This is a genomic window from Aquibium sp. ELW1220 (genome assembly GCF_030398385.1).
GTDB lineage: Bacteria > Pseudomonadota > Alphaproteobacteria > Rhizobiales > Rhizobiaceae > Aquibium.
The window spans coordinates 117284-138145 of the sequence record NZ_JAOAOQ010000007.1 but is presented as its reverse complement, the minus strand read 5'-3'; the positions used below and the strand labels follow the sequence as shown (position 1 = coordinate 138145).

The following is a 20862-nucleotide window of genomic DNA, read 5'->3' as shown; positions in this document are numbered from 1 at the left end:
GACCCGCAATGTTCTCGACCGATACCTGGCTCAGGATCGTCTGCGCCATCCAGGTCAACGCCATGCTGTTCGGGCTCGGTGCCGTGACCGTCCTTTCCATTCCTGCCCTCGCGGATCAGGCGATGATCCTGATCCCGGCGGTCGTCGTCGCAAGCTTCGTCCTAGCGCCGGTCATCGGCAGCATGATCGCATCGCGCATGCGCGTCAGGAACTGGAGCAGGCGGGGCTGGCGCGAGGGCGATGCGATTTCCGGCTAGCGCGCCCGATCCCTTCGCACGTCGAACACGACGCCTTGCGTGAGCCACCGCGCCGATGTTACGCGCGGACAAACGGAAGGATGCGAACATGAGCGCCAGATTGATACTCGTCGGCTGCGGAAACATGGGCCACGCCATGCTCGACGGCTGGCTCCGATCCGGCCGGCTGATGCCCGGCGAGGTATTCGTCGTCGAGCCGAACGAAGCGCTTCGCGACCGCGCCTACCGCCTCGGCGTCGGCACTGCGGCGTCGGCCGGCGAACTTCCAGCCGATATGGACCCGACTCTCGTCATCCTCGCCGTGAAGCCGCAGGTCATGCGGACGGTGGTGCCGGACTACGCGCGCTTCGCCGCGCGTTCGGCCTTCCTCAGCATCGCCGCCGGCGTCCCCATCGCGACCATGCAGGATATCCTGGGCAGCGACGCCGCAATCATCCGCTGCATGCCCAACACGCCCGCCGCCATCGGCAAGGGCATGATGGTCACCTTTGCCAACGCCAACGTCAATGACGAGACGAAGGCCTTCGTGGCGGAGCTTCTGGAAAGCAGCGGTGCCGTGGCCGAAATCGACAGCGAGGATCTGATGGACGCGGTGACCGCCGTGTCGGGGTCCGGCCCGGCCTACATCTTCCACTTCATCGAAAGCCTCACCGCAGCCGGCGAAGCTGCCGGACTGCCTGGCGAGACGGCGAAGCTGCTCGCGATGCAGACCGTCTATGGGGCGGCATGCCTCGCGCAGGAAAGCGGCGAACAGCCCGGCCGGCTGCGCGAGCATGTGACGAGCCCCAACGGCACGACCGCCGCCGCGCTGGCGGTGCTGATGGGCGAGGACCGGCTGACGAAGCTCGTGACCGAGGCCGTCGAGGCCGCCCGCGCCCGGTCGGTCGAACTGGGCAAATAGCCGGCTCCGGCTGTCGCGCAACGAGGGGATCCCAGCGATCCGCGCATCGGCGCGGAACCGACGGCGTCCCCCAGGAAGACGGCGCGCAGTTGGTTCTGCCGCAAGGTGGACCGGAACACCAGGCGGTCAGGCTTGTTGAGCAGGGAACCCCCTCGTCCCGCGAGACAGCCCGGAAGGACCGCCCATGTCCCCTCCCGAACCAGCAAGTCCTTCGACCACCACCCCGCTGGCCGGCGAAAGATGGCCCGCCAGCAAGGTGGGCCTGCTGCTCCTGGCCATCGTCGCGGTGATCATCATCGGGGCTGCCCTGCGTGCGGCAGCGGTCGTCATCGTGCCCCTGGTGCTCTCGTTCCTCATCGCCCTGATGGTCGCACCGGTTGACCACGTGGTCCACGAACGAATGCCGCGACGCCTGAAGTGGCTGGGGCATGTCGCGGCAATGGGCGTCATCATCGTTGTTCTTGCGGTTTTCGCGGGCGGCGTCTGGGTGGCCGCGCAGAGGGTCGTGGCGCAGTTCCCGCAGATCTCCGAGGAACTCCAGGCGATGGCCGGTCTTGCGGGGAGCGGCGGCGGTGCGACGAGCGGCAGCAGCAGCGGCGCCGGGACGGCCGCGGCCGACATCGTCGACGACATGACGGGCGCTCAGGACACCGCCGCGGACGGCGGGGGCGACAGCCAGCGCCTCGCGCTGCCGGACTTCATCACCCAGTTCCGCGGCGCGGGCGGGCAGCTCGGAAGCCGCATGGCGGACTGGGCGACCGGGTATGCCACATCGATCCTCGGCTCGACCGGGAGCGCCCTCGGCTCGATGGTCCTCATCTTCTTCTTCGTGCTCCTGATGCTGATCGAGGCGCCGGCCTGGCGTACCAAGGTCTCCCGCATCCTGGCATCCGATGAGCGGGACCGCATGCTGGACTCCTTCAGCGTGATCGCCCGCCAGATGCGCCGCTACCTGCTGGTCCGCATGATCCTGGGCCTCATCACGGGCGCCCTCTACGCCACCTGGCTCTGGCTCTTCGACGTCGATCTGCTGATCGTCTGGGCGCTGCTCGCCTTCCTGCTCAACTTCATCCCCACACTGGGGTCCCTGCTCGCAGGCGCTCTTCCGGTCATCTACGCCCTCGTCCAGAAGGACTTCTCAACCGCGCTCCTCATCGGCGCCGGCATCCTGGTGATCGAGCAGGTGATGGGAAACTACGTCGATCCGAAGGTGCAGGGACGCCAGCTGTCGCTGTCGCCCCTCGTGGTGCTGGTGGTGCTCCTCATCTGGGGCTGGGTCTGGGGCGTCGCGGGTGCGCTGCTCGCGGTCCCGGTGACCATGTCGCTGGTGGTCATGTTCGCCCACGTGCCGCGACTGAGGCCGGTGGCGCTCTTCCTCAGCGACGAGCGGGACTATCATGGCCTGGACCGCATCGCGTCGAGCGACTGAGAACGGACGTTCAGCCCTCGCCGTGGATCATGGCGTCCTGCGCCTGGCGCAGCGCGTAGAGCCTGGTGGTGGTGTCGGGCGTGGCGTTGTCCCGGGTCAGCAGTTCGCCCTTCTTCACCCGCCCGGTGACGCGGCCGCCTTCGAGCAGGCCGACCGGGATGGCCTTCGCCGCGCGCGCCTCGCCCGCCAGCATCGTCCAGGAGCGGTAGCAGGTCTCGCCGATCGCATCGAGCGGATCGCCGGGCGCGAGGTCGCGCTTGGCGACGGCGCAGACCTCGGCGACGGGGCGCGGCAACGGCACCATGTCGGGCCGGCCCGTCAGCATGATGCGCGCCGCCGTCAGCGGCACCTCGAGCGAGGTCAGATGGTAGGGACGGTGAAAGGCATAGTAGGGACCCGTCCCCACATGCAGGTCGTCCATCCGCTCGATGATGCGCGGATGCGTGGCCTCGACGACCACGAAGACCCCCGGCGCGACGCCCTTGCCGACCGTGTAGTCGACGACCCCCTTCTTCGACAGAACGCCGCCATGTTCGCGCGGAATGAGAACTTTCGCCAGTTCGTCGCGGCCGGCGTTCGGGCCATGCATGCCCGGCACGTCCGGCACGAGGCCGGTGGCGTTGGCGATCGCGCACATCTCGACCATGGTCTTCGATCCGTCGACGAACTCCACCAGCATGCGCGGGTTCATGTTCCGGCGGGCGGCTTCCTCGGCATAGTCGTCGGGCACCGCGTCGTGGTTGAGCGGGTTGTTCTTGCCCTTGCCGGCCGAAACGATGGTGTAGCCGAGCGCGGCGGCGAACTCGATCAGCTCCATGCAGGAGGACGGCTCGTCGCCCGCACCGACGGAATAGATGACGCCGAGCCGGTCGGCCTGCCGCTTCAGCCACGGCCCGATGGTGACGTCCGCCTCGACGTTCATCATGACGACGTGCTTGCCGTGCTCCATCGCCATCAGGTCGAAATCGGCGGCCACGCCGGGCTTGCCCGTCGCGTCGATGACCACGTCGATCAGCGGGTTGGTGACCAGCCGCTCGTTGGACGTGATCGCGATGCGGCCGGACTCGATCGCCGCCGTCACCTTCGATTCGGTGTCGGCCTCGCAGGCCATGGCCTCGTCGCCATAGGCGATGCGGATCGCCTCGCGCGCCGTGTGCGGCCGGCGGGTGGAGATCGCCGCGAGGTGGACGCCCTTCATCAGCATGCACTGCGTGACGAGATCGGTCCCCATCTCGCCCGATCCGATGACGCCGATGCGCACCGGGCGCCCCTCGTCGGCCCGGCGGGCGAGGTCGCGGGCGAACCCGGTCAGGGCGACGTTGGTCATGGAATGCGATCCGGCTGTTGGCGATGGCTTGCCGCTGATAGCAGATGAGACGGCGGTGGTGTCAAACAACGAAGCCGTGCGCCCGGCCCGGGCGCACGAAGATGGAGGTCCCCGTCGGGCGACTTTGTCGCCGATGCGCACAGGAAAGAACGCTACATTGGGATGGGCCGGGGATGGGCCGGCGGGAGTCCCCTCCCCACGGCGCCGCTTTTCCGCTAGGCCTCGAAGAATGACGCGCACGATACGCTTGGCCACCTCCGACCTCCTGTCGCTCTGCCGGACGGCAGCGCTCGCGGCGGGCGCGAGCGCCGACGCAGCCCTGTCGCTCGCCCGCGCCACCACCGAGGCCGAGGCCGAAGGAAACCGCGCCGTCGGGCTCGCCCACCTGCCCTTCTATCTCGACGCGCTGAAGCAGGGGCGGATCGACGGCATGGCCGAGCCGAGCATCGAGCGGCCGCTGCCGGCCGTCATCCACGTCGATGCGCGTGGGGGCACGGCGCATCTCGGCTACGACCGGGCGCACGACCTGCTCGTGCAGGCGGCCCGGACCTGCGGCATCGGGCTGTTCGCGCAGAAGAACGCCTATACCTGCGGATCGCTCGGCACCTTCGCGCGACGGCTTGCAGCGGAAGGCCTGGTCGCGCTCGCCGCCACCAACGGCCCTGCGCTGATGACCGTGCCCGGCGGCCGGGCCCCCGTCTACTGCACCAATCCGCTGGCCTTCGCCGCACTCATGGCGGATGGCGACATGCTGCTGATCGACCAGGCCTCCAGCCAGACCGCCTACGTCAAGGTTCGCGAAGCGGCCGAGCGCGGCGATACCCTGCCCGCGGGCTGGGCGATCGACCCGGACGGCCGGCCAACGACCGATCCGGACGCGGCCCTGAGAGGCGCGCTCCTCACTTTCGGCGGTTCCCGCGGCGCCAACGTCGCCTTGATGGTGGAGGTCCTGTCCGCCGGCCTGACGGGCGCCAGCTGGTCGCTCGACGCGCCGTCGATCACGCAAGGCAGCCGCTCGCCCGGCACCGGCCTCCTCGTCATCGCCATCGAACCCGCAGCCTTCGGCCCGGGTTTCGGCGACCGTCTGGCCGGGCATGCGCGGCGGCTTGAGGCGGCGGGGGTGCATGTTCCGGGACGCGCCAAGGCAGCGGCCCTGCGACGCGCCGCGTCGGAAGACATCGACGTCTCGGCCGAAGCGGTGAGCCAGGTCCGCTCCTACCTGCAACCGAGCGCGGTTTCTGGAGCCATTTCAGAAGCTTGAGCCGGCCGGCGGATTCTAATCGTCAGGAAAGGGCCGCCACAACCAGACGCTCTTTCGCTTGCGCCAGCGCAAAGCTTTCGTTGGCATCGGACGGCGGGGCGCGCATAAGGAGGGTACACCTTCGCAATGCACAATGGCCATCGATCCGGAACCGCCCTCTCGCCTCGCTTCATTCGCCGCGCCATGGCAATGGTTGCTTCTGGCCGCCCTTTCGCTCGTCATCGCGGTCATCCTCGAAGTCGCAGCGCTTCCGGCCGCACTCCTCATCGGTCCGATGATCGCGGCCATCGCCGTCGGCGTTTCCGGCGCCACGATCCGCCCTGCGCCGTCGCTGTTCGTCGCAGCACAAGGCATCATCGGCTGCATGATCGTCAGCGCCATCGAGCCCGCCCTCTTCAGGACGCTGCTGTCGGGCTGGCCGATCATCCTCGCGGCGGTGCTGTCCACGCTGGCCGCCTCGAGCATTCTCGGCGCCATGGTCGCGCGCTGGGGTTCGCTGCCCGGCACGACTGCGGTATGGGGTTCGGCGCCGGGCGCGGCGAGCGCCATGGTGGTGATGGCCGACGCCTTCGGCGCCGACGCCCGCCTCGTCGCCTTCATGCAATACCTGCGCATGATCATGGTCTCGATCTCGGCTGCCCTGCTGGCGCGGATCTGGGTGGACACGGGCGATCTCGCGCATGAGGCGATCGAGTGGTTTCCGCGGCTCGTCGTGCCGGACTTCCCGATGACGCTGGCGATCGCCGCCATCGGCGCCTTCGGCGGGCGGATGAGCGGCATTCCGGGCGCGACGCTGCTCGGCCCGCTGGTGCTGGGCATCCCGCTGCATCTGGGCCTCGGCCTCGACCTGCAGTTGCCCGAATGGCTGCTGGCAGCGAGCTACGCTTTCATCGGCTGGACGATCGGCCTGCGCTTCACGCGACCCGTTCTGCTGCATGCCGCGCGGTCGCTGCCCCAGATCGTCGCCGCCATCGTCGTCCTGATCGGCTTCTGCGCGGCGATCGGCGCGGTGCTCGCGGCGACCTTCGACGTCGATCCGCTCACGGCTTTTCTCGCCACCAGCCCCGGCGGCATGGATTCGGTGGCCATCATCGCCGCCGCCTCCGGCAGCGTCGACCTGTCCTTCGTCATGACGCTGCAGATGACGCGATTCCTGATCGTGCTGCTCGTCGGGCCGCCGCTCGCCAGGGCGATCGCCCGACGCATGAGCCGCGGCTCGTCTTGATGACCACGCGATAAAGTCCTATCTCGCAGTCCCACGTGCCTTTCAGAGGATGTCGCGCCAGTGTCCGGTTCCGTTTCCCGTTTCCTCGGCGACAGCCCCCTGCGCGTGCTGCTCAAGCTCGCGGTCCTGTCGTTCCTCGTCGGCTTCGCCATGCATGCCTTCGGATGGATGCCGATCGACGTCTGGTATGCGCTGCGCGATGCAGCGCTCGACATCTGGCGCATGGGATTCGACGCGCTGGGCAATTTCTTCAGCTACTTCGTGATCGGTGCCATGGTCGTCGTGCCGATCTTCATCCTGATCCGCCTCCTGAGCTTCAGGCGCTGACGGGTTCCCTCTCGCTCGCATCCGCAAGGGCGGCAGCGACCTCGAACAGGATGGCATGGCGCTCCGCAAGCGCCGGCACGTCGTTCGAATAGCCGCCGCCGATCACCGCGCAGACCGGCACCCCGGCCTGCCGGAAGTGGCCGAGCACGGCCTGGTCGCGCCGACGCAACCCCTCGTCCGTTAGCCCCAGCTTGCCAAGCCGGTCGGCGGCATGCGGGTCCACCCCCGCATTGTAGAAGACGATGTCGGGACGGGCGTAGAGCGACAAGAGCGGCAGCAGCGGCTCCAGCTTGGCCAGATAGGCAGCGTCGTCGGTGCCGTCGGGCAGGCTGACGTCGAGGTCCGAAGGGATCTTGCGCGTGGGGTAGTTCCTGTCCCCATGCATGGAGAAGGTGAACACGCGCGGCTCGGCGGAAAAGACGTCCGCCGTCCCGTCGCCCTGGTGGACGTCGAGATCCACCACGAGCACCCGTCGCACGGCGCCCTCTGCCAAAAGGGCATGCGCGGCGACGCCGACGTCGTTGAAGGTGCAGAAGCCGGCGCCCTGCGCCCTGCGCGCGTGATGGCTGCCACCGGCCGTGTTGCAGGCAAGGCCGTTGGCGAGCGCCAGCCGCGCGGCAAGCAGCGTGCCCGACGTCGCCAGATGCGCGCGCCTGGCCACCCGCTCGTCGACCGGAAAGCCGATCTCGCGCTCGATCGCGGCGGGAACGCTGCGCGTCAGCACCTGCTCGACATAGATCGGATCGTGGGCGAGCGACAGGAGATCGGCACCGACCGGTTCCGGCACGTGCAGGTGGGAGGAATGGATGAGATCGCGCTTCCTCAAGGCATCCATGAGAAAACTGTACTTGCCCATCGGAAAACGATGATGTGCCGGAAACCGGGCGTCGTAATCGGGATGGTGGACGATATCGATCGGCATCCTCTTCTAGCTAGGTCTGGGTCCGGGCGAAGAAAAGGGCCACGGCCGCACTATCGTCGCACGACGCCGCGGAATAGAACGCCTTCGACGATCGCGGGAAGATGACAATGAATGCTGGCGTCGAAGCCCCCCCGGCCCTGTCGGCGACAGGTCGGCCTTTCACGGTGACCAACCGGCTGGTGCTGTCGATCGCCGTGCCGATGACGCTGGCCTACCTGACGACGCCGCTGCTCGGAATCACCGATACGGCCGTCGTCGGACAGTTCGGCGACGCCGCCATGCTCGGCGGCCTCGCGGCCGGCGCCATCGTCTTCGACCTCGTTTTCTCCACCTTCAACTTCCTTCGCTCCGGCACGTCGGGCCTCGTCGCCCAGGCCTTCGGCAGCGGCGACAGCCGTGCCGAGCAGGCCTGGTTCTGGCGCGCCTTCGTGCTGGCCATCGCCATCGGCATCGTCCTGGCGCTCGCCGGACCGGCGATCGCATGGGCCGGCGCGCTGTTCATCGACGGCGGACCGGCGGTGAGCGAGGCGATGACGAGCTACGTGATCGTGCGCCTGCTCTGCTCGCCCTTCGCCCTCGCCAACTACGCCATCCTCGGCTACGTGCTCGGACGCGGCGAAGGCATGCTCGGTCTCTTCCTGCAGATCGTGCTCAACGGCGCCAACATCGTCCTGTCGATCTGGCTCGGGCTGGTCCTCGGCTGGGGCCTCGAAGGCGTCGCGTGGGGCACGGTCTGGGGCGAACTCATCGCCTGCATCATCGGCCTGGGCATCGTCTTCCGCCGCTTCTCCGTGCTGCCGAGGCTGTCGCTGGACATCATTCTCGACCGGATCGCGCTCAGGCGCATGCTTGCCATGAACGGCGACATCATGATCCGCTCCTTCGTGCTGCTCTCCGCCTTCGCGCTCGTCGCCCGCCAGGGCGCGCAACTCGGCACGCTGACGCTTGCGGTCAACGCCGTCCTGATGAACTTCTTCCTCGTCGCCGGCTATTTCCTCGACGGCTTCGCCACCGCGGCGGAGCAGCTGGCCGGGCGTTCGGTCGGCGCCAGGCAGCGAAAATCCTTCGTCGATGCGATCTGGCTCACCAGCCTTTGGGGCTTTGCGATGTCGGGCGCGGTGGCCGTTCTGGTGATCCTGTCCGGCGACGCGCTGGTTGCCTTCATCACCACCGCGCCTGGTGTGCGCGAAGAGGCAGCGACCTACCTGCCCTGGGCGGCCCTGACGGCGGTCTCCGGCGTGCTCGCCTTCCAGATGGACGGGGTCTTCATCGGCGCCACCTGGTCGCGCGACATGCGCAACATGATGGTGCTGTCCTTCGCGCTGTTCCTCGCAGCCCTGTTCGTGCTGCCGGGGCTCTACGGCAATCACGGCATCTGGGCGGCACTGCACGTGTTCCTGATCGCGCGGGGCCTGAGCCTGTCGGCGATGGTCCCCTTCCGCCTGCGCCAGACCTTCCCCGCGTCCGCCTGATCAGTCGAGCGGAACCGCCGCCCAGTGGGCGACGCGGCTGTCGCGCAGGGCGGCCGGCGATGCCGCGCCCTCGCGGTCGAGGATGGCCGAAAACCCTTCGACGATCCGGCCGGGCAGCGCCGGGCCGGCATAGATCATGCCGGTATAGAGCTGGACGAGATCGGCCCCGGCGCGGATCTTCTCGGCAGCGGCCTCCGCTGAATCCACCCCGCCGACGCCGATCAGCGCGGCATCGGGGCCGAGCCGCTGGCGCATGCGCGCCAGCATGGCCGTCGAGCGGGAAAACAGCGGCCGACCCGACATTCCGCCTGCCTCCGACGTCTCGGGAGCCGACAGGCCGGCCCGCGACAGGGTCGTGTTCGAGACGACGACACCGTCGATGCCGTGCGCCGCGACTTCGGCGGCGACATCGTCGAGATCCCCCTCGTGCAGGTCCGGCGCGATCTTCAGGAAGATCGCGATGTCCGGCCTCGCGCTCGCGGCACGCGCGGCCGAAACCCGCGACAGGAGCTGCGCCAGCTGGTCGCGGCCCTGCAGGTTGCGCAGACCCGGCGTGTTCGGCGACGAGATGTTGACGGTGAGGTAGGAGGCGACCGGAGCGAAGCGCCTGATGCCGATCTCGTAGTCGGCGATGCGGTCCTCGGCATCCTTGTTGGCGCCGATGTTGACCCCGACGTTGCCGCGCGCCGCCGGCAGCGACGACAGGCGGGCAAAGGCCGCCTCATGGCCCTCGTTGTTGAAGCCGAGGCGATTGATGACGGCACTGTCCTGCGTCAGGCGGAAGATGCGCGGCCTGGGATTGCCGCCCTGCGGCAGGGGCGTCACCGTACCGACTTCGGCGAAGCCGAAACCGATGCGCAGCAGCGCAAGCGGGACTTCGGCGTTCTTGTCGAAGCCGGCGGCCATTCCGAGCGGATTGGGAAGGACGAGGCCGGCCACGCGCGTCTCGAGACGCCGGTCCGCCTTCGGCCGACAGCCGAGCGGCGCGCCCGACTTCAGCGCCGCGATGGACAGCCCGTGCGCCGTCTCCGGATCGAAGGCGAAAAGCGCGCGGCGGCCGATCGCCTCGACCAGCCCTCTCACGCTGCCAGATCCGGAAACAGGTGGCGCCCGTCGGCGTCGAGCGGCAGCGGTCTGGCCCAGAGCGCGGCGCGCGGGTCGAGCGGAGCGTAGAGGTGGGGGAACAGGGCGCCGCCGCGCGACACCTCCCATTTCAGCGCCTCGCCGAGTGCTGCGGCGTCGACCGCCACCAGCAGGAGGTCGCCTTGCCCGGCGAAATGCTTCGCCGCCGTCTCGACGACCTGGCCGGCCGTGGAGAAATGGATGAAGCCGTCGGCGAGATCGACGGGCGCGCCCTCGAAAAGGCCGCGGTCCTCGGCCTCCCGCCACTGCGCCGCCGGGCAGATCTTGTAGATGATGTCGGTCATGCGCGCTCTATAGGGCGAGTCCGGCGGGGACGGAAGCCGGCGATGGCCGCAAGCGTCCCAATTCCGGCGCATTGCCGTGCCTCTCCTTCCAGAAATCACCATCGGAGGATGCCATGCCGACGAGACTTGCCGCCGCAACCATGCTCCTCGCCCTCGCCGCGACCGCAGGCGCATCCGCGCAGGAAGACCGCTATGCGATCGAACGCACGGAAGACGGCTATGTGCGCCTCGACACGCGCAGCGGCCAGATGTCGCTCTGCTCGGAGCAGTCGGGCCAGCTGGTGTGCCGCCTCGCCGTCGACGACCGCGAGGCATTGCAGGACGACCTCGACGCGCTCCAGGCGCGGCTTGCGGCCGTCGAAGAGCGTCTTTCCGCGCTCGAGGGCGTTCCCGCAGCCGGCCTGCCGACCGAGGACGAATTCGAGCAGGGGCTGAGCTACATGGAGCAGTTCTTCCGCCGCTTCATGGGCATCGTCAAGGAACTCGACGGCGAGGCGCCCGCCCCCGACCGGACCTAGCGTCAGTCGCCGGCCGCAGCGACGTTCGGCATGGCGACGGACCTGCGCGTCGCCAGGTCGAGGATCACGGCCACGACCTGCGCGGTGACGACCGGCGCCCCGTCCGGGAAGCGCGAGATCTCGTGGTGCAGCTGCAGGGCCTTGCCGCCCGTCGGAGCCGGGCGCGAATGGATCAGCAGCGCCTCGCCGGCCTTCGCCGGCCGGTGATGGGTGAGCTTCATTTCAAGCGCTACACGGCCGTAGTTGCGTTCCCGTAGCGTCGCGATGCCTACGCCGGCGACCTCCCAGACATGGGCCGCGCCATCCGAGAGGCGGCCGACGAAGCCCTCGGCGAGGAGTTCGCCGGCCACGTCGCACTGCATCGGCTGGACGATCGTCCGGCTGGACACAAGACCGCCCCGCGCGAGCACCTCCTCCGGCAGCATCGGCTCGGCCGGCTCCGGCGCGATGCCCCTCGGCAGGGCCGGCGCGATGTCGCGTTCATGGACCAGGTGGCCGGGAGCCTCGATCCCCGACGGCGCGTCGAGCGCCGTGGCCGCGATCCTGCCGGTCTCGATGTCGTCGAGCACATGGACGGCAAATCCGGCGAAGCGGCCGTCGGCGACGATCGCCGAGCGCATCCGCGCGATACCCCCGGCATGGAGCTCCGAATGGTAGCGCACGTGGCGGGTGCGCGGCAGCGGTCCGGCCATGTCGCCGCCGTTCATGCCGGCGAAGAAGCGGGCCGCCTCGTCGAAGCGCTTGAAATAGAACTGCACGTTCATGTGGGCGTTGTCGTCGCACTCCCACGTGTTGACGAAGGAGCGGTGGCTCTCCACGAAGCCGGTCATTGCCGGACCCTCGTCCTCGCCCCGGTCGTCGTCCCGTCCCGCTGCATCGCCGCCACCGCATCCCCTCCGCGCAAAGATCGTCGCAATCCCGTTTGCACGGCGCGGCGAATGGCGCAACCGCGGGCGTTTGGACCAGAAGGCTCAAGGGCGCCCGCGGCCGGTTCGGCGGTCAGGCGACTTCGGCCAGTTCCAGTTCGCCCTCATGCAGGAAGCATGTCCGGGAAAACAGCTTCAGGTCGGCGGGGTTCGGCAGCCGCACGTCCGCCAGCCCGGGCATGCGCCTGTCGTCGCGTTCGAAGGCGCGATCGATCTGCGAAATCAGCACGATGATCGCCCCGGTGTCCCGGGCATGCGCGCCGAGCGCGGCGAGTTGGGCGCCGAGTTCGGGCGTCGACCGCTTCTGGTCGAGAAGCTGCAGATAGTCGATCACCGCGAAGGCCGGGCACGCCTCGGCGCGCAGCCGGGCGACGACATGGGCAGCACAGATCTCGTCGGACGTGTCGATGACCAGCGGGATCTCGCCTTCACCCGCGGCGAGACCGAGGGATGCGAGGCGGTTGCGCACGTCGGCATCGGTGTATTCGAGCGTGAAGAAGAAGCTCCGCCGCCCGGTTCCGGCGGCGGCAACCGCCAGTTCGAGCGCAAGCAGCGTCTTGCCCTGGCCGGGACGTGCGCCCAGCAGCAGCATGTCTCCTCCGCGCAGTTCGCGCAGAATGCGGGTTGCCGGATCCGACCGGGCCGCGAAGGCCAGATGGCTCCAGCTGCGAAAGCCGCTCTTGCGCGCGATCGCGTCGAGCGCCTCGTTCAGGGGAATGCCGCGCTCGCGCGACATCGATTTGGCCTGGCGTTTCAGCCTGTAGATGGGGGCAGACAGCTTCATCGTCGCTTCCTCGTCGAGCGATGTCGCAACCCCTCCTCATGCAGCGCTCGAACGCGAAAGGTCCGCAGGATCGTCGCTCTGCATGCCGGATGCTGCCCCGTCGGAGGGAGGAGGCTCGAGCCAAGCCCGAATCGAATCTATCGCGGAGCCGCTGCTCCCTGCAAGGCCAGCCGGCCGCGTCGTGCGGCGACGGGCGGGCGCCGTAGCCTCGTGTCTACACGAAGGAAAACGCGACGGAGACGGCGAAGAAGCCGCACGCGATGTTCAACGCCAGGCGGGCAAACTCGGCGTAGACCTCGCTCATCATCGCCGAGAAGTTGCGGTTCCCGCGCTCGTCGGACGGACGCCAGCGCTCGTCGAGGTGAAGCCAGACCTCGGTTCGCCGCGGCGGCTGGCGGTGCGCCACCATCGCCTTGCGGGTCAGGATGCCCGCCATCAGGAGCGTGCAGATCGCGCCGCAGCGGAAGGCCAGCGCTGCGTCGAAGGCGAAGGAGAGCATCATCAGGACGATCGCGAGGGCGCCGAAGCCCACGGCTCTGCCGATGCAGACGAAGGCCACCTGCCGAACGGGCTCCACGGCATCCTCCTTTTTCGGGTTTGGAGGTCTGAACGGTGCGCGGACGGAAAGGTTTCGGTCCAACCGGCAGGAAACGCCTGCGGAATTCAGGCTTCGCGGGGTCGGCAGCCTCCTTACTGCTTGAAATGCGACCGCAACGCCGCATAATCGACTTCCCGTCATCCATCGACAGAACAAGAATCGGATACGGGACCCAGGGAGGACGGCCAGTGTCATCGGGCCTGAAAATCGTGATCGCCGACGATCACCCGCTGTTTCGCGGCGCGCTGAAACAGGCGCTCGCAAGCGTGGCCGAGGATCCGGTCATCCTGGAGGCGGGTACGTTCGCCGAGACGAAGGCGATCGTGGCCGGCAGCGACGACATCGACCTCGTGCTGCTCGACCTGACGATGCCGGGCGCCAGCGGGCTGTCGGGGCTGGTGGCGATCCGGGCAATCAACGTCGGAGCGCCCGTCATGATCGTCTCGGCGCATGACGAGATCGAGACCATCCGCCGGGCGCTCGACCTCGGCGCCTCCGGATACATCTCCAAATCCGCCAGCATGGAAGAGATCCGCAAGGCGGTGCAGACCGTGCTCGACGGCGGCGTCCATGCGCCGGCCGACGGCGATCTCGGCACCGAGACCGACCCCGAGATCGCCGACCTGATCCACCGGCTGCACAGCCTGACGCCGCAGCAGGCCCGGGTCCTGTCGATGATCGCCGAGGGCCTGCTCAACAAGCAGATCGCCTATGAACTCGGCGTCTCGGAGGCCACCGTCAAGGCGCATGTCTCGGCCGTGCTTCAGAAGCTCGACGTCGACAGTCGCACCCAGGCGGTGATCCAGCTCTCGCGCATCGCCACGGACGCGATCGCCGCACCGGCGACCTGAAGAAAACCGCGCAACCGATTCGGCGTGCTGCTATTCCGCCGCCGGGGACATCTTGCGGCAACGCCGCAGCACGGTCCGCAGCGCGGCCGGCTTCACCGGCTTGTTGAGGAGGACGACGTCGAGCGCGGCTGCCTTCTCGCGCACCTCGCTCGACCGGTCGGCGGTGATCAGCACGCCGGGCACGTCCCGGCCATAGGCCTCGCGCAGGCGCCGGATCACGCGGATCCCGTCGTCGCGGTCGAGATGGTAGTCGGCCAGGATCACGTCGGGCGGATCGCCGAGCGCACCATCCGAGACGTCCGGCATCGCGCCGTGGGTCGTCACCCGGCAGCCCCATCCTTCCAGGAGGAGGCGCATGCCGTCGAGGATGCGCGGCTCGTTGTCGATGCACAGCACGTCGAGGCCGGCCAGCGACTGCCCGCCTTCGGCCGTGCGCAGCGGCGTGACGACGGCTTCCCTGGCCATCGGCTCCGACACCGGCATGATCACCGAGAAGCGGGTCCCGCGGTGCTGGTGCGACAGGATCCGGATTTCCAGGCGCAGCACCCGGGCGATGCGGTCGACGATCGACAGGCCGAGCCCCAGGCCCTGGGCCTCGCGCATGCCTTCGTCGAGGCGCGTGAATTCGCGGAAGACGGTGTTGAGCTTGTCCGGCGCGATACCGATCCCGCTGTCGAGAACCTGGATTTCCACGAGTTCGCCCCGCCGCCGCGCGCCGATCAGCACGGTGCCCTTGCGTGTGTACTTGATGGCGTTGGAGACGAGATTCTGGATCAGCCGTCGCAGCAGATTGCGGTCGGTCGTCACCGTCAGCGACGACGGCACGATGCGCAGCTGCAGCCCCTTCTCCCGGGCCATGGGCTGGAAATCCGTGCCGATCTGGCGCAGCAGCCCGTCGAGCCGGAACGCGGTCTCCTTCGGTCGCATCGCGCCGGCGTCGAGCCGCGAGATGTCGAGCACCGCGCCAAGGATCATCTCGACCGATTCGAGCGCCGATTCGATATTGGCCGCTGCTGCGCCGGTCGGCCCCTTCCCTGCCTGTTCGAGGAGCGAGGCGCAGTAGAGCCGGGCAGCGTTCAGCGGCTGCAGGATGTCGTGGCCTGCCGCTGCCAGGAAGCGGGTCTTTCCGAGATTGGCCTCCTCGGCCAGCATCTGCGCCTGCGCCAGTTCCTCGTTGACGCGAAGCAGTTCGGCGGTGCGGCGCGCGACGCGCTGTTCCAGCGATTCGTTTGCGCTCTTCAGCTCGACGTCGGCACGCACCCGCGCGGTGATGTCCGCATAGGTGGCGACGATGCCGCCGTCCGGCATCGGGTTCGAGCGGACCTCGAGAATGCGGCCGCTGGCCTTGAGCTCGATCTGCCAGGGGCTGCCGAAAGTGTTGAGGCGTTCGAGCGCCAGGCCTTCGGAGCCGTGCTCGATGTCGCCGCGCTGCGCCAGATGGTCGAGCACCTGTCCCAGCGACACGCCGACCTGGCCGAGCTCGTCGGGCAGGTCGAGCAGCAGCCGATACTGCCGGTTCCAGCAGATCAGCCGGAAATCGCGGTCGAAGACCGTGACCCCCTGCCCCATCTGGTCGAGCGCCGTCTGCAGCAGGTCGCGGTTGTGCTGCAGCGCCTCGGAGGCGTCGTCGAGCAGCTTGTAGGCGTCCTTGACGGTCTTGTCGCGGCGCTGGAGCAGCAGCGACAGGACGAGACGGGCCGACGAGGACCCGACGGCGCTGGTGAGAAGCTGTTCCGAGAAACGGATGATCGCCATGTCGGCAGGCTCGCCGCCGTCGATCTTGCGCCCGCGCTTCTGCGCGTAGCTCTCGAAGGAGCGTTCGGTGCGCTCGGCACCGAGATAGCGCGAGATCGTATCCTTGAGGTCGTCGACGGTGGCGGTGGTGCGGAACCGGCGCAGGCTGGGCATCGGGCTGACCTCGCGCGGGACGAAGATCGACGCCTGGATGCGTTCGAGCGGTCGCGCGGCCCGCGACAGCGAGCCGAGCACCAGCCCCAGCGTGTTGACGAGCAGGCTCCAGAAGACACCATGGTTGAGCGGCTCGGCGACGACCCCGAACAGCGCCCGCGGGCGCAGCGCCTCCAGCCCGAACGGCCCGTGGACCACCAGCGGGAGATCCGCCGGTGCGAGCGAGGGCAAGAGCAGCGTGTAGGCCCAGACGAGGATGCCGCCGGTCATGCCGATGATGGCGCCGCGGCCGTTGGCCCGCCGCCAAAGCAGACCGCCGAAGAAGGCGGGCGCGAACTGGGCGATGGCGGCGAACGACATCAGCCCGATCGACGCCAGCCGCGTGTTGTGGGTCGTCTCGCGGTAGTAGAGGAAGGCGGCGAACAGGACGAGGAAGATCGCCGCGCGGCGCACGTTGAGGATGATCTGCGACCAGTCCTCGTAGCCCGTCCGGCCCGAGCGGATGAGACGGCGAAACAGGAGCGGGATGACGAGGTCGTTGGAGATCATGATCGACAGCGCGACGCTCGCCACGATCACCATGGCCGTGGCCGCCGAGAGGCCGCCGATGAAGGCGGCCATGGCCAGGAGGTCGTTGCCCGCCAGCAGCGGCAGCGACAGGACGTAGAGGTCGGCGCTCGTCTGGCTTCCGACGGTGACGATGCCGGCAAAGGCGATCGGGATGACGAAGAGATTGATCAGGACGAGATAGATCGGAAAAAGCCACGTCGCCGTGCGCAACTCGCCGGGCCCCCGGTTCTCCACGATCATCACGTAGAACTGCCGCGGCAGCATGATGATGGCGAAGGTGCTGAGCAGCGTCAGCACGAACCAGGTGGCGAAGGAGGTGGGGTACACCGATGCGGCCGCGACCTCGGCATTGCCGCGCACCGCCTCGATCAGGTCGGCCGGACCGTCGAAGAACAGGAACACGACGAAGATGCCGACGGCGAGGAAGGCGGCGAGCTTGACCACCGATTCAACCGCGACCGCCAGCACGAGACCGTCCTGGTGCTCCGTCGCATCGGCATGACGCGTGCCGAAGAGCACGGCGAAAAGCGCGAGCAGGATCGCCACCAGGAGCGAGATGTCGCCGATGAAGAGATCGATCTCCGGCGGCCGGCCCGTGTAGTGCTCGACCATCAGGCTGACGGAATCCGATATCGCCTTCAGCTGCAGCGCGATGTAGGGGATCGCCCCGACGGTGGCGATGATCGTCGCGATCGAGGCGACCACGAAGCTCTTGCCGTAGCGGGCCGCCAGGAAATCGGCGATCGAGGTGATCTTCTCGGCCTTGGAGAGCCGCACGATGCGCTGGAGCAGCTGGTAGCCGAACAGGAACACCAGGACGGGGCCGATGTAGATGGCCAGGAACTCCAGCCCGCGCTCGGAGGCGAGGCCGACCGACCCGAAGAAGGTCCACGAGGTGCAGTAGATCGCCAGGCTGAGCGCGTAGATGTAGGGACGCACGCGCTCCGGATTCCGCGACGCCCTGCGATCGCCCAGGCTCGCGATGACGAAGAGCAGCGTGACATAGGCGATGGCGATGATGACGACGACCCAGCCGCGCATTCACGCTGTCCTCCCCGGCGCGATGTTGCGACAACTCCGGTCGAAAAAGCAAATCGGACTTGAGCAGACGCGGTCTGTTGCACGATTTTCCGGTCCGACCGAAGGACGTTTCTTCTTGCACTGACCGGCGCTATATCTTCGCCCGCAACAAGGGCCGCGCCCGGGGCTGCAAGCCGGGCAGAGTGAGGGGATATGCTAAAGGAATTCCAGGAATTCATCTCGAAGGGGAACGTGATCGATCTTGCCGTCGGCGTCATCATCGGCGGCGCCTTCGGCCTGATCGTCAAGTCGCTGACCGACGACATCATCATGCCGATCGTCGGCGCCATCTTCGGCGGCGTCGATTTCTCGAACTACTTCCTGCCGCTCGCGTCCGGCGTGACGGCCACGACGCTGGAGGCTGCACGCGAGCAGGGCGCGGTCTTCGCCTATGGCAACTTCGTCACCGTGGTGATCAACTTCCTCATCCTGGCGTGGATCATCTTCATCATGATCAAGGCCGTGAACCGGATGCGCCGCACGATGGACAAGCCCAAGGCGACCCCCAACCAGCCGGCGCCGCCCCCTGCGGACATCCTGCTTCTGACCGAAATCCGCGATCTTCTGGCCAAGCGCGACGATCCGACCCGCATCGCCTGACCGGCCCGGCGCGGCGGATCGGTTTCCGCCGCGCTGGCCTATTGCGAACCGGCCCATGGCGGGCGTAATCCGGCGCCTTTCGCAAACGGATGATGATCGCCATGAGCCTCCTCCAGGATATCCGCGCCGAAACCCGGCTCGCGCCCGACAGCGGCATTTCCGCGATCATCGACTATGGCCGCGGACGTCCGGGCCTCATTCCCATGTGGGCGGGCGAAGGCGACCTGGCGACGCCGGATTTCATCACCCGCGCGGCGATCGCCGGCCTGCAGGCCGGCGAGACGTTCTACACCTGGCAGCGCGGCATGCCGGAGCTGCGCCAGGCGCTCGCGAACTATCATCATCGCCATTTCGGCCGCCCGGCCGCCGCCGAGGAGTTCCTGGTGACGGGATCGGGCATGCACGCGATCCAGATGGCGCTGCAGGCGACCGCCGGCGCCGGCGACGAGGCGGTGTATCTCTCGCCGGCCTGGCCGAACTTCGCCGCCGCGGCCGGCGTGATGGGCACGAAGCCGGTTGCGGTGGAACTGTCGTTCTCCGACCGTGGCTGGACCCTGGACGTCGAGCGGCTCGCCGCCGCGATCACGCCGAGGACGCGGGTCCTCTTCGTCAACTCGCCGTCGAACCCCACCGGCTGGACCGCCGACCGGAAGACGCTGGCCGACATCCTGGCGCTCGCCCGCAGGCACGGGCTCTGGATCATCGCAGACGAGATCTACGCCCTGTTCCACTATGACGCCGGCCGCGCGGCCTCGTTCGTCGACGTGATGGAGCCGGAAGACCGCGTCATCTTCGTCAACAGCTTCTCCAAGAACTGGGCGATGACCGGCTGGCGCGTCGGCTGGATGCGGGTTCATCCGAGCCTGCAGCAGACCTTCGAGAACCTGATCCAGTATTCCAATTCCGGGGTGCCGCAGTTCCTGCAGCGCGGCGCGGTGGCAGCACTCGACGAGGGCGACGACTTCGTCGCCGGGCAGGTCGAACGGGCGGCGACGGCACGCGAGGTGGTCTGCCGCATCCTCGGCGCCACCAACCGGGTGAGGCTCTCGCCACCGGCGGGTGCCTTCTACCTGTTCTTCGCCGTCGACGGTCTGCCCGATGCACGCGCCGCAGCAGCCGAGATCGTCGACAGGGCCAATGTCGGCCTCGCCCCCGGCACCGCCTTCGGCGCGGGCGGCGACGGCTACCTGCGGCTCTGCTTTCACCGGCGGCTGGACGAAGTGGAAGAGGCAGCCGATCGCATCGCCGGCTGGATCCGCGATCGCTGAGAAACAATCGCTAAAATTGCAGAGGCTGACTTAACGGCACTTCAGACCATTTCTGCGCATAGTCCGCTCGTTGGCGCACCGGGACGTGTGCCGGGACAACAGGCGGATTTCTCCAATGGCTGTGCTCGTCACGGGTGGCGCCGGCTATATCGGCAGCCACATGGTATGGGAATTGCTCGATGCCGGCGAGGAGGTCGTCGTCATCGACAACCTGTCGACCGGTTTCGAATGGGCGCTTGCGCCGGAAGCCGCCTTCTACAAGGGCGATGTCGCCGACAGGCGGCTCGTCCGGCGGGTCATCCGCGAGCACGCGGTGGATGCGATCATCCACTTCGCCGGCTCTGTCGTGGTGCCCGATTCCATCTCGCAGCCGCTGTTCTACTACGAGAACAACACCTGCAAGTCGCGCGCGCTGATCGAGCATGCGGTGGCCGGCGGCGTCCGCCACTTCATCTTCTCCTCGACTGCCGCGATCTATGCCGCCGGCGACGCGCTGCCGCTCGACGAGGAGGCGCTGGTTGCGCCCCAGACGCCCTACGGCATGTCGAAATTCATGGTCGAACTGATGCTGCGCGACGTCGCCGTCGCCCACCCGCTCGACTACGCCATCCTTCGCTATTTCAACGTCGCCGGCGCCGATCCGAAAGGCCGCACCGGCCAGTCGACGAAGGGCGCCACGCACCTGATCAAGGTCGTCTGCGAGGCCGCCCATGGCCGCCGCGAGCGCGTCGACGTCTACGGCACGGACTGGGAGACCCGCGACGGTACCGGCATCCGCGACTACATCCACGTCTCCGACCTGGCCCTCGCCCATCGGCTGGCGCTGCAGCGCCTGCGCAGCGGCGGCGGCAATCTCGTCGCCAATTGCGGCTACGGCCGCGGCTATTCCGTGCGTGAGGTGATCGACAGCGCCAGGCGGGTCTCGGGACGCGACATTTCCGTCGCCTTCGCGCCGCGCCGGCCGGGCGATCTCGCCTCCGTCATCGCCAATGCCGGGCGCGCCCGCAAGGAACTCGCCTGGACGCCGCGCTTCGACGCCATCGACGACATCATCGAGACCTCGCTCGCCTGGGAAGACAGCCTGTCGCGGAAGAACTCGGCGGCCTGAGGAGCAGCGGCTCGCCGCAGGCTGGCCGCGTGACGGCCGGGCCGCGGCGGCGTTTCCGCAAGCCGCCCGCGGGGACGCGCGGCCGCCGGATCATGCCGCGCCG

General features: G+C 68.3%; 20 protein-coding genes. 12 read left to right on the top strand and 8 right to left on the bottom strand.

Going from position 1 to position 20862, the window contains the following annotated elements; all coding sequences use genetic code 11:
- Positions 1-8: 8 nt before the first annotated feature.
- From N1F91_RS09330 to N1F91_RS09320, 3 genes are all read left to right on the top strand, one after another.
- Positions 9-257: a hypothetical protein gene (locus N1F91_RS09330; protein ID WP_289991651.1), complete on the top strand. Its 249-nt coding sequence runs from the start codon at positions 9-11 to the stop codon at positions 255-257.
- Between the two features lie 88 nt (positions 258-345).
- Entirely contained in the window at positions 346-1158 is an 813-nt protein-coding gene (gene proC / locus N1F91_RS09325) for a pyrroline-5-carboxylate reductase (protein ID WP_289991649.1), read from the top strand.
- Positions 1159-1342: 184 nt separating this feature from the next.
- Positions 1343-2587: an AI-2E family transporter gene (locus N1F91_RS09320; RefSeq protein ID WP_289991648.1), complete on the top strand. Its 1245-nt coding sequence runs from the start codon at positions 1343-1345 to the stop codon at positions 2585-2587.
- 10 nt (positions 2588-2597) lie between these two features.
- Here the strand turns inward: N1F91_RS09320 and N1F91_RS09315 are convergent, their stop codons facing one another.
- The gene (locus N1F91_RS09315; protein WP_289991647.1) at positions 2598-3914 is read right to left on the bottom strand and encodes an NAD(P)H-dependent oxidoreductase; all 1317 of its coding nucleotides are present in this window, start codon (positions 3912-3914) and stop codon (positions 2598-2600) included.
- Between the two features lie 229 nt (positions 3915-4143).
- On the opposite strand from N1F91_RS09315, the gene N1F91_RS09310 reads away from it, so the two are divergent.
- The 3 genes from N1F91_RS09310 (at position 4144) to N1F91_RS09300 (ending at position 6727) form a co-directional block, all read left to right on the top strand.
- Positions 4144-5175 (top strand): Ldh family oxidoreductase, encoded by a 1032-nt coding sequence (locus tag N1F91_RS09310; protein WP_289991646.1) that lies wholly within the window; start codon positions 4144-4146, stop codon positions 5173-5175.
- A gap of 133 nt (positions 5176-5308) precedes the next feature.
- Positions 5309-6400: an AbrB family transcriptional regulator gene (locus N1F91_RS09305; RefSeq protein ID WP_289991644.1), complete on the top strand. Its 1092-nt coding sequence runs from the start codon at positions 5309-5311 to the stop codon at positions 6398-6400.
- Positions 6401-6460: 60 nt separating this feature from the next.
- Positions 6461-6727, top strand: a complete 267-nt coding sequence (locus tag N1F91_RS09300) for a DUF6460 domain-containing protein (protein WP_289991642.1) — start codon at positions 6461-6463, stop codon at positions 6725-6727.
- Here the strand turns inward: N1F91_RS09300 and N1F91_RS09295 are convergent.
- The gene (locus tag N1F91_RS09295) at positions 6717-7649 is read right to left on the bottom strand and encodes a histone deacetylase (protein ID WP_289991641.1); all 933 of its coding nucleotides are present in this window, start codon (positions 7647-7649) and stop codon (positions 6717-6719) included. The genes N1F91_RS09300 and N1F91_RS09295 overlap by 11 nt on opposite strands.
- A gap of 107 nt (positions 7650-7756) precedes the next feature.
- Between N1F91_RS09295 and N1F91_RS09290 the strand changes: the two genes are divergently transcribed.
- On the top strand, positions 7757-9121 hold the full coding sequence (locus N1F91_RS09290) for an MATE family efflux transporter (protein ID WP_289991640.1): 1365 nt from the start codon (positions 7757-7759) through the stop codon (positions 9119-9121).
- Here N1F91_RS09290 and N1F91_RS09285 read toward each other — a convergent pair whose 3' ends face one another.
- Both N1F91_RS09285 and N1F91_RS09280 read right to left on the bottom strand, forming a co-directional pair.
- Positions 9122-10204 carry a quinone-dependent dihydroorotate dehydrogenase gene (locus N1F91_RS09285; protein WP_289991638.1) on the bottom strand — a complete coding sequence of 361 codons (1083 nt, stop codon included), beginning with the start codon at positions 10202-10204 and terminating at the stop codon, positions 9122-9124.
- Positions 10201-10548 carry a DUF952 domain-containing protein gene (locus N1F91_RS09280; protein ID WP_289991636.1) on the bottom strand — a complete coding sequence of 116 codons (348 nt, stop codon included), beginning with the start codon at positions 10546-10548 and terminating at the stop codon, positions 10201-10203. Before N1F91_RS09280 ends, N1F91_RS09285 begins: the two co-directional genes overlap by 4 nt.
- 113 nt (positions 10549-10661) lie before the next feature.
- Between N1F91_RS09280 and N1F91_RS09275 the strand changes: the two genes are divergently transcribed.
- Positions 10662-11066 (top strand): hypothetical protein, encoded by a 405-nt coding sequence (locus N1F91_RS09275; protein WP_289991635.1) that lies wholly within the window; start codon positions 10662-10664, stop codon positions 11064-11066.
- Between the two features lie 2 nt (positions 11067-11068).
- Here the strand turns inward: N1F91_RS09275 and N1F91_RS09270 are convergent, their stop codons facing one another.
- From N1F91_RS09270 to N1F91_RS09260, 3 genes are all read right to left on the bottom strand, one after another.
- The gene (locus N1F91_RS09270) at positions 11069-11896 is read right to left on the bottom strand and encodes a thioesterase family protein (protein ID WP_289991634.1); all 828 of its coding nucleotides are present in this window, start codon (positions 11894-11896) and stop codon (positions 11069-11071) included.
- Positions 11897-12065: 169 nt separating this feature from the next.
- Positions 12066-12776: a DNA helicase gene (locus N1F91_RS09265; RefSeq protein ID WP_289991633.1), complete on the bottom strand. Its 711-nt coding sequence runs from the start codon at positions 12774-12776 to the stop codon at positions 12066-12068.
- Positions 12777-12990: 214 nt separating this feature from the next.
- A complete protein-coding gene (locus N1F91_RS09260) occupies positions 12991-13353 on the bottom strand; it encodes a hypothetical protein (protein WP_289991631.1) in 363 nt (120 codons plus the stop codon).
- A 209-nt stretch (positions 13354-13562) separates the two neighbouring features.
- Between N1F91_RS09260 and N1F91_RS09255 the strand changes: the two genes are divergently transcribed.
- Positions 13563-14225: a response regulator transcription factor gene (locus N1F91_RS09255; RefSeq protein WP_289991630.1), complete on the top strand. Its 663-nt coding sequence runs from the start codon at positions 13563-13565 to the stop codon at positions 14223-14225.
- A gap of 30 nt (positions 14226-14255) precedes the next feature.
- Here N1F91_RS09255 and N1F91_RS09250 read toward each other — a convergent pair whose 3' ends face one another.
- On the bottom strand, positions 14256-17744 hold the full coding sequence (locus tag N1F91_RS09250) for a PAS domain-containing hybrid sensor histidine kinase/response regulator (RefSeq protein ID WP_289991629.1): 3489 nt from the start codon (positions 17742-17744) through the stop codon (positions 14256-14258).
- 192 nt (positions 17745-17936) lie between these two features.
- On the opposite strand from N1F91_RS09250, the gene mscL reads away from it, so the two are divergent.
- From mscL to galE, 3 genes are all read left to right on the top strand, one after another.
- On the top strand, positions 17937-18383 hold the full coding sequence (gene mscL / locus N1F91_RS09245; protein ID WP_289991627.1) for a large conductance mechanosensitive channel protein MscL: 447 nt from the start codon (positions 17937-17939) through the stop codon (positions 18381-18383).
- Positions 18384-18484: 101 nt separating this feature from the next.
- A complete protein-coding gene (locus tag N1F91_RS09240; RefSeq protein ID WP_289991626.1) occupies positions 18485-19651 on the top strand; it encodes a pyridoxal phosphate-dependent aminotransferase in 1167 nt (388 codons plus the stop codon).
- Between the two features lie 115 nt (positions 19652-19766).
- A complete protein-coding gene (gene galE / locus N1F91_RS09235; RefSeq protein ID WP_289991625.1) occupies positions 19767-20759 on the top strand; it encodes a UDP-glucose 4-epimerase GalE in 993 nt (330 codons plus the stop codon).
- The last annotated feature ends 103 nt before the right edge of the window (positions 20760-20862 follow it).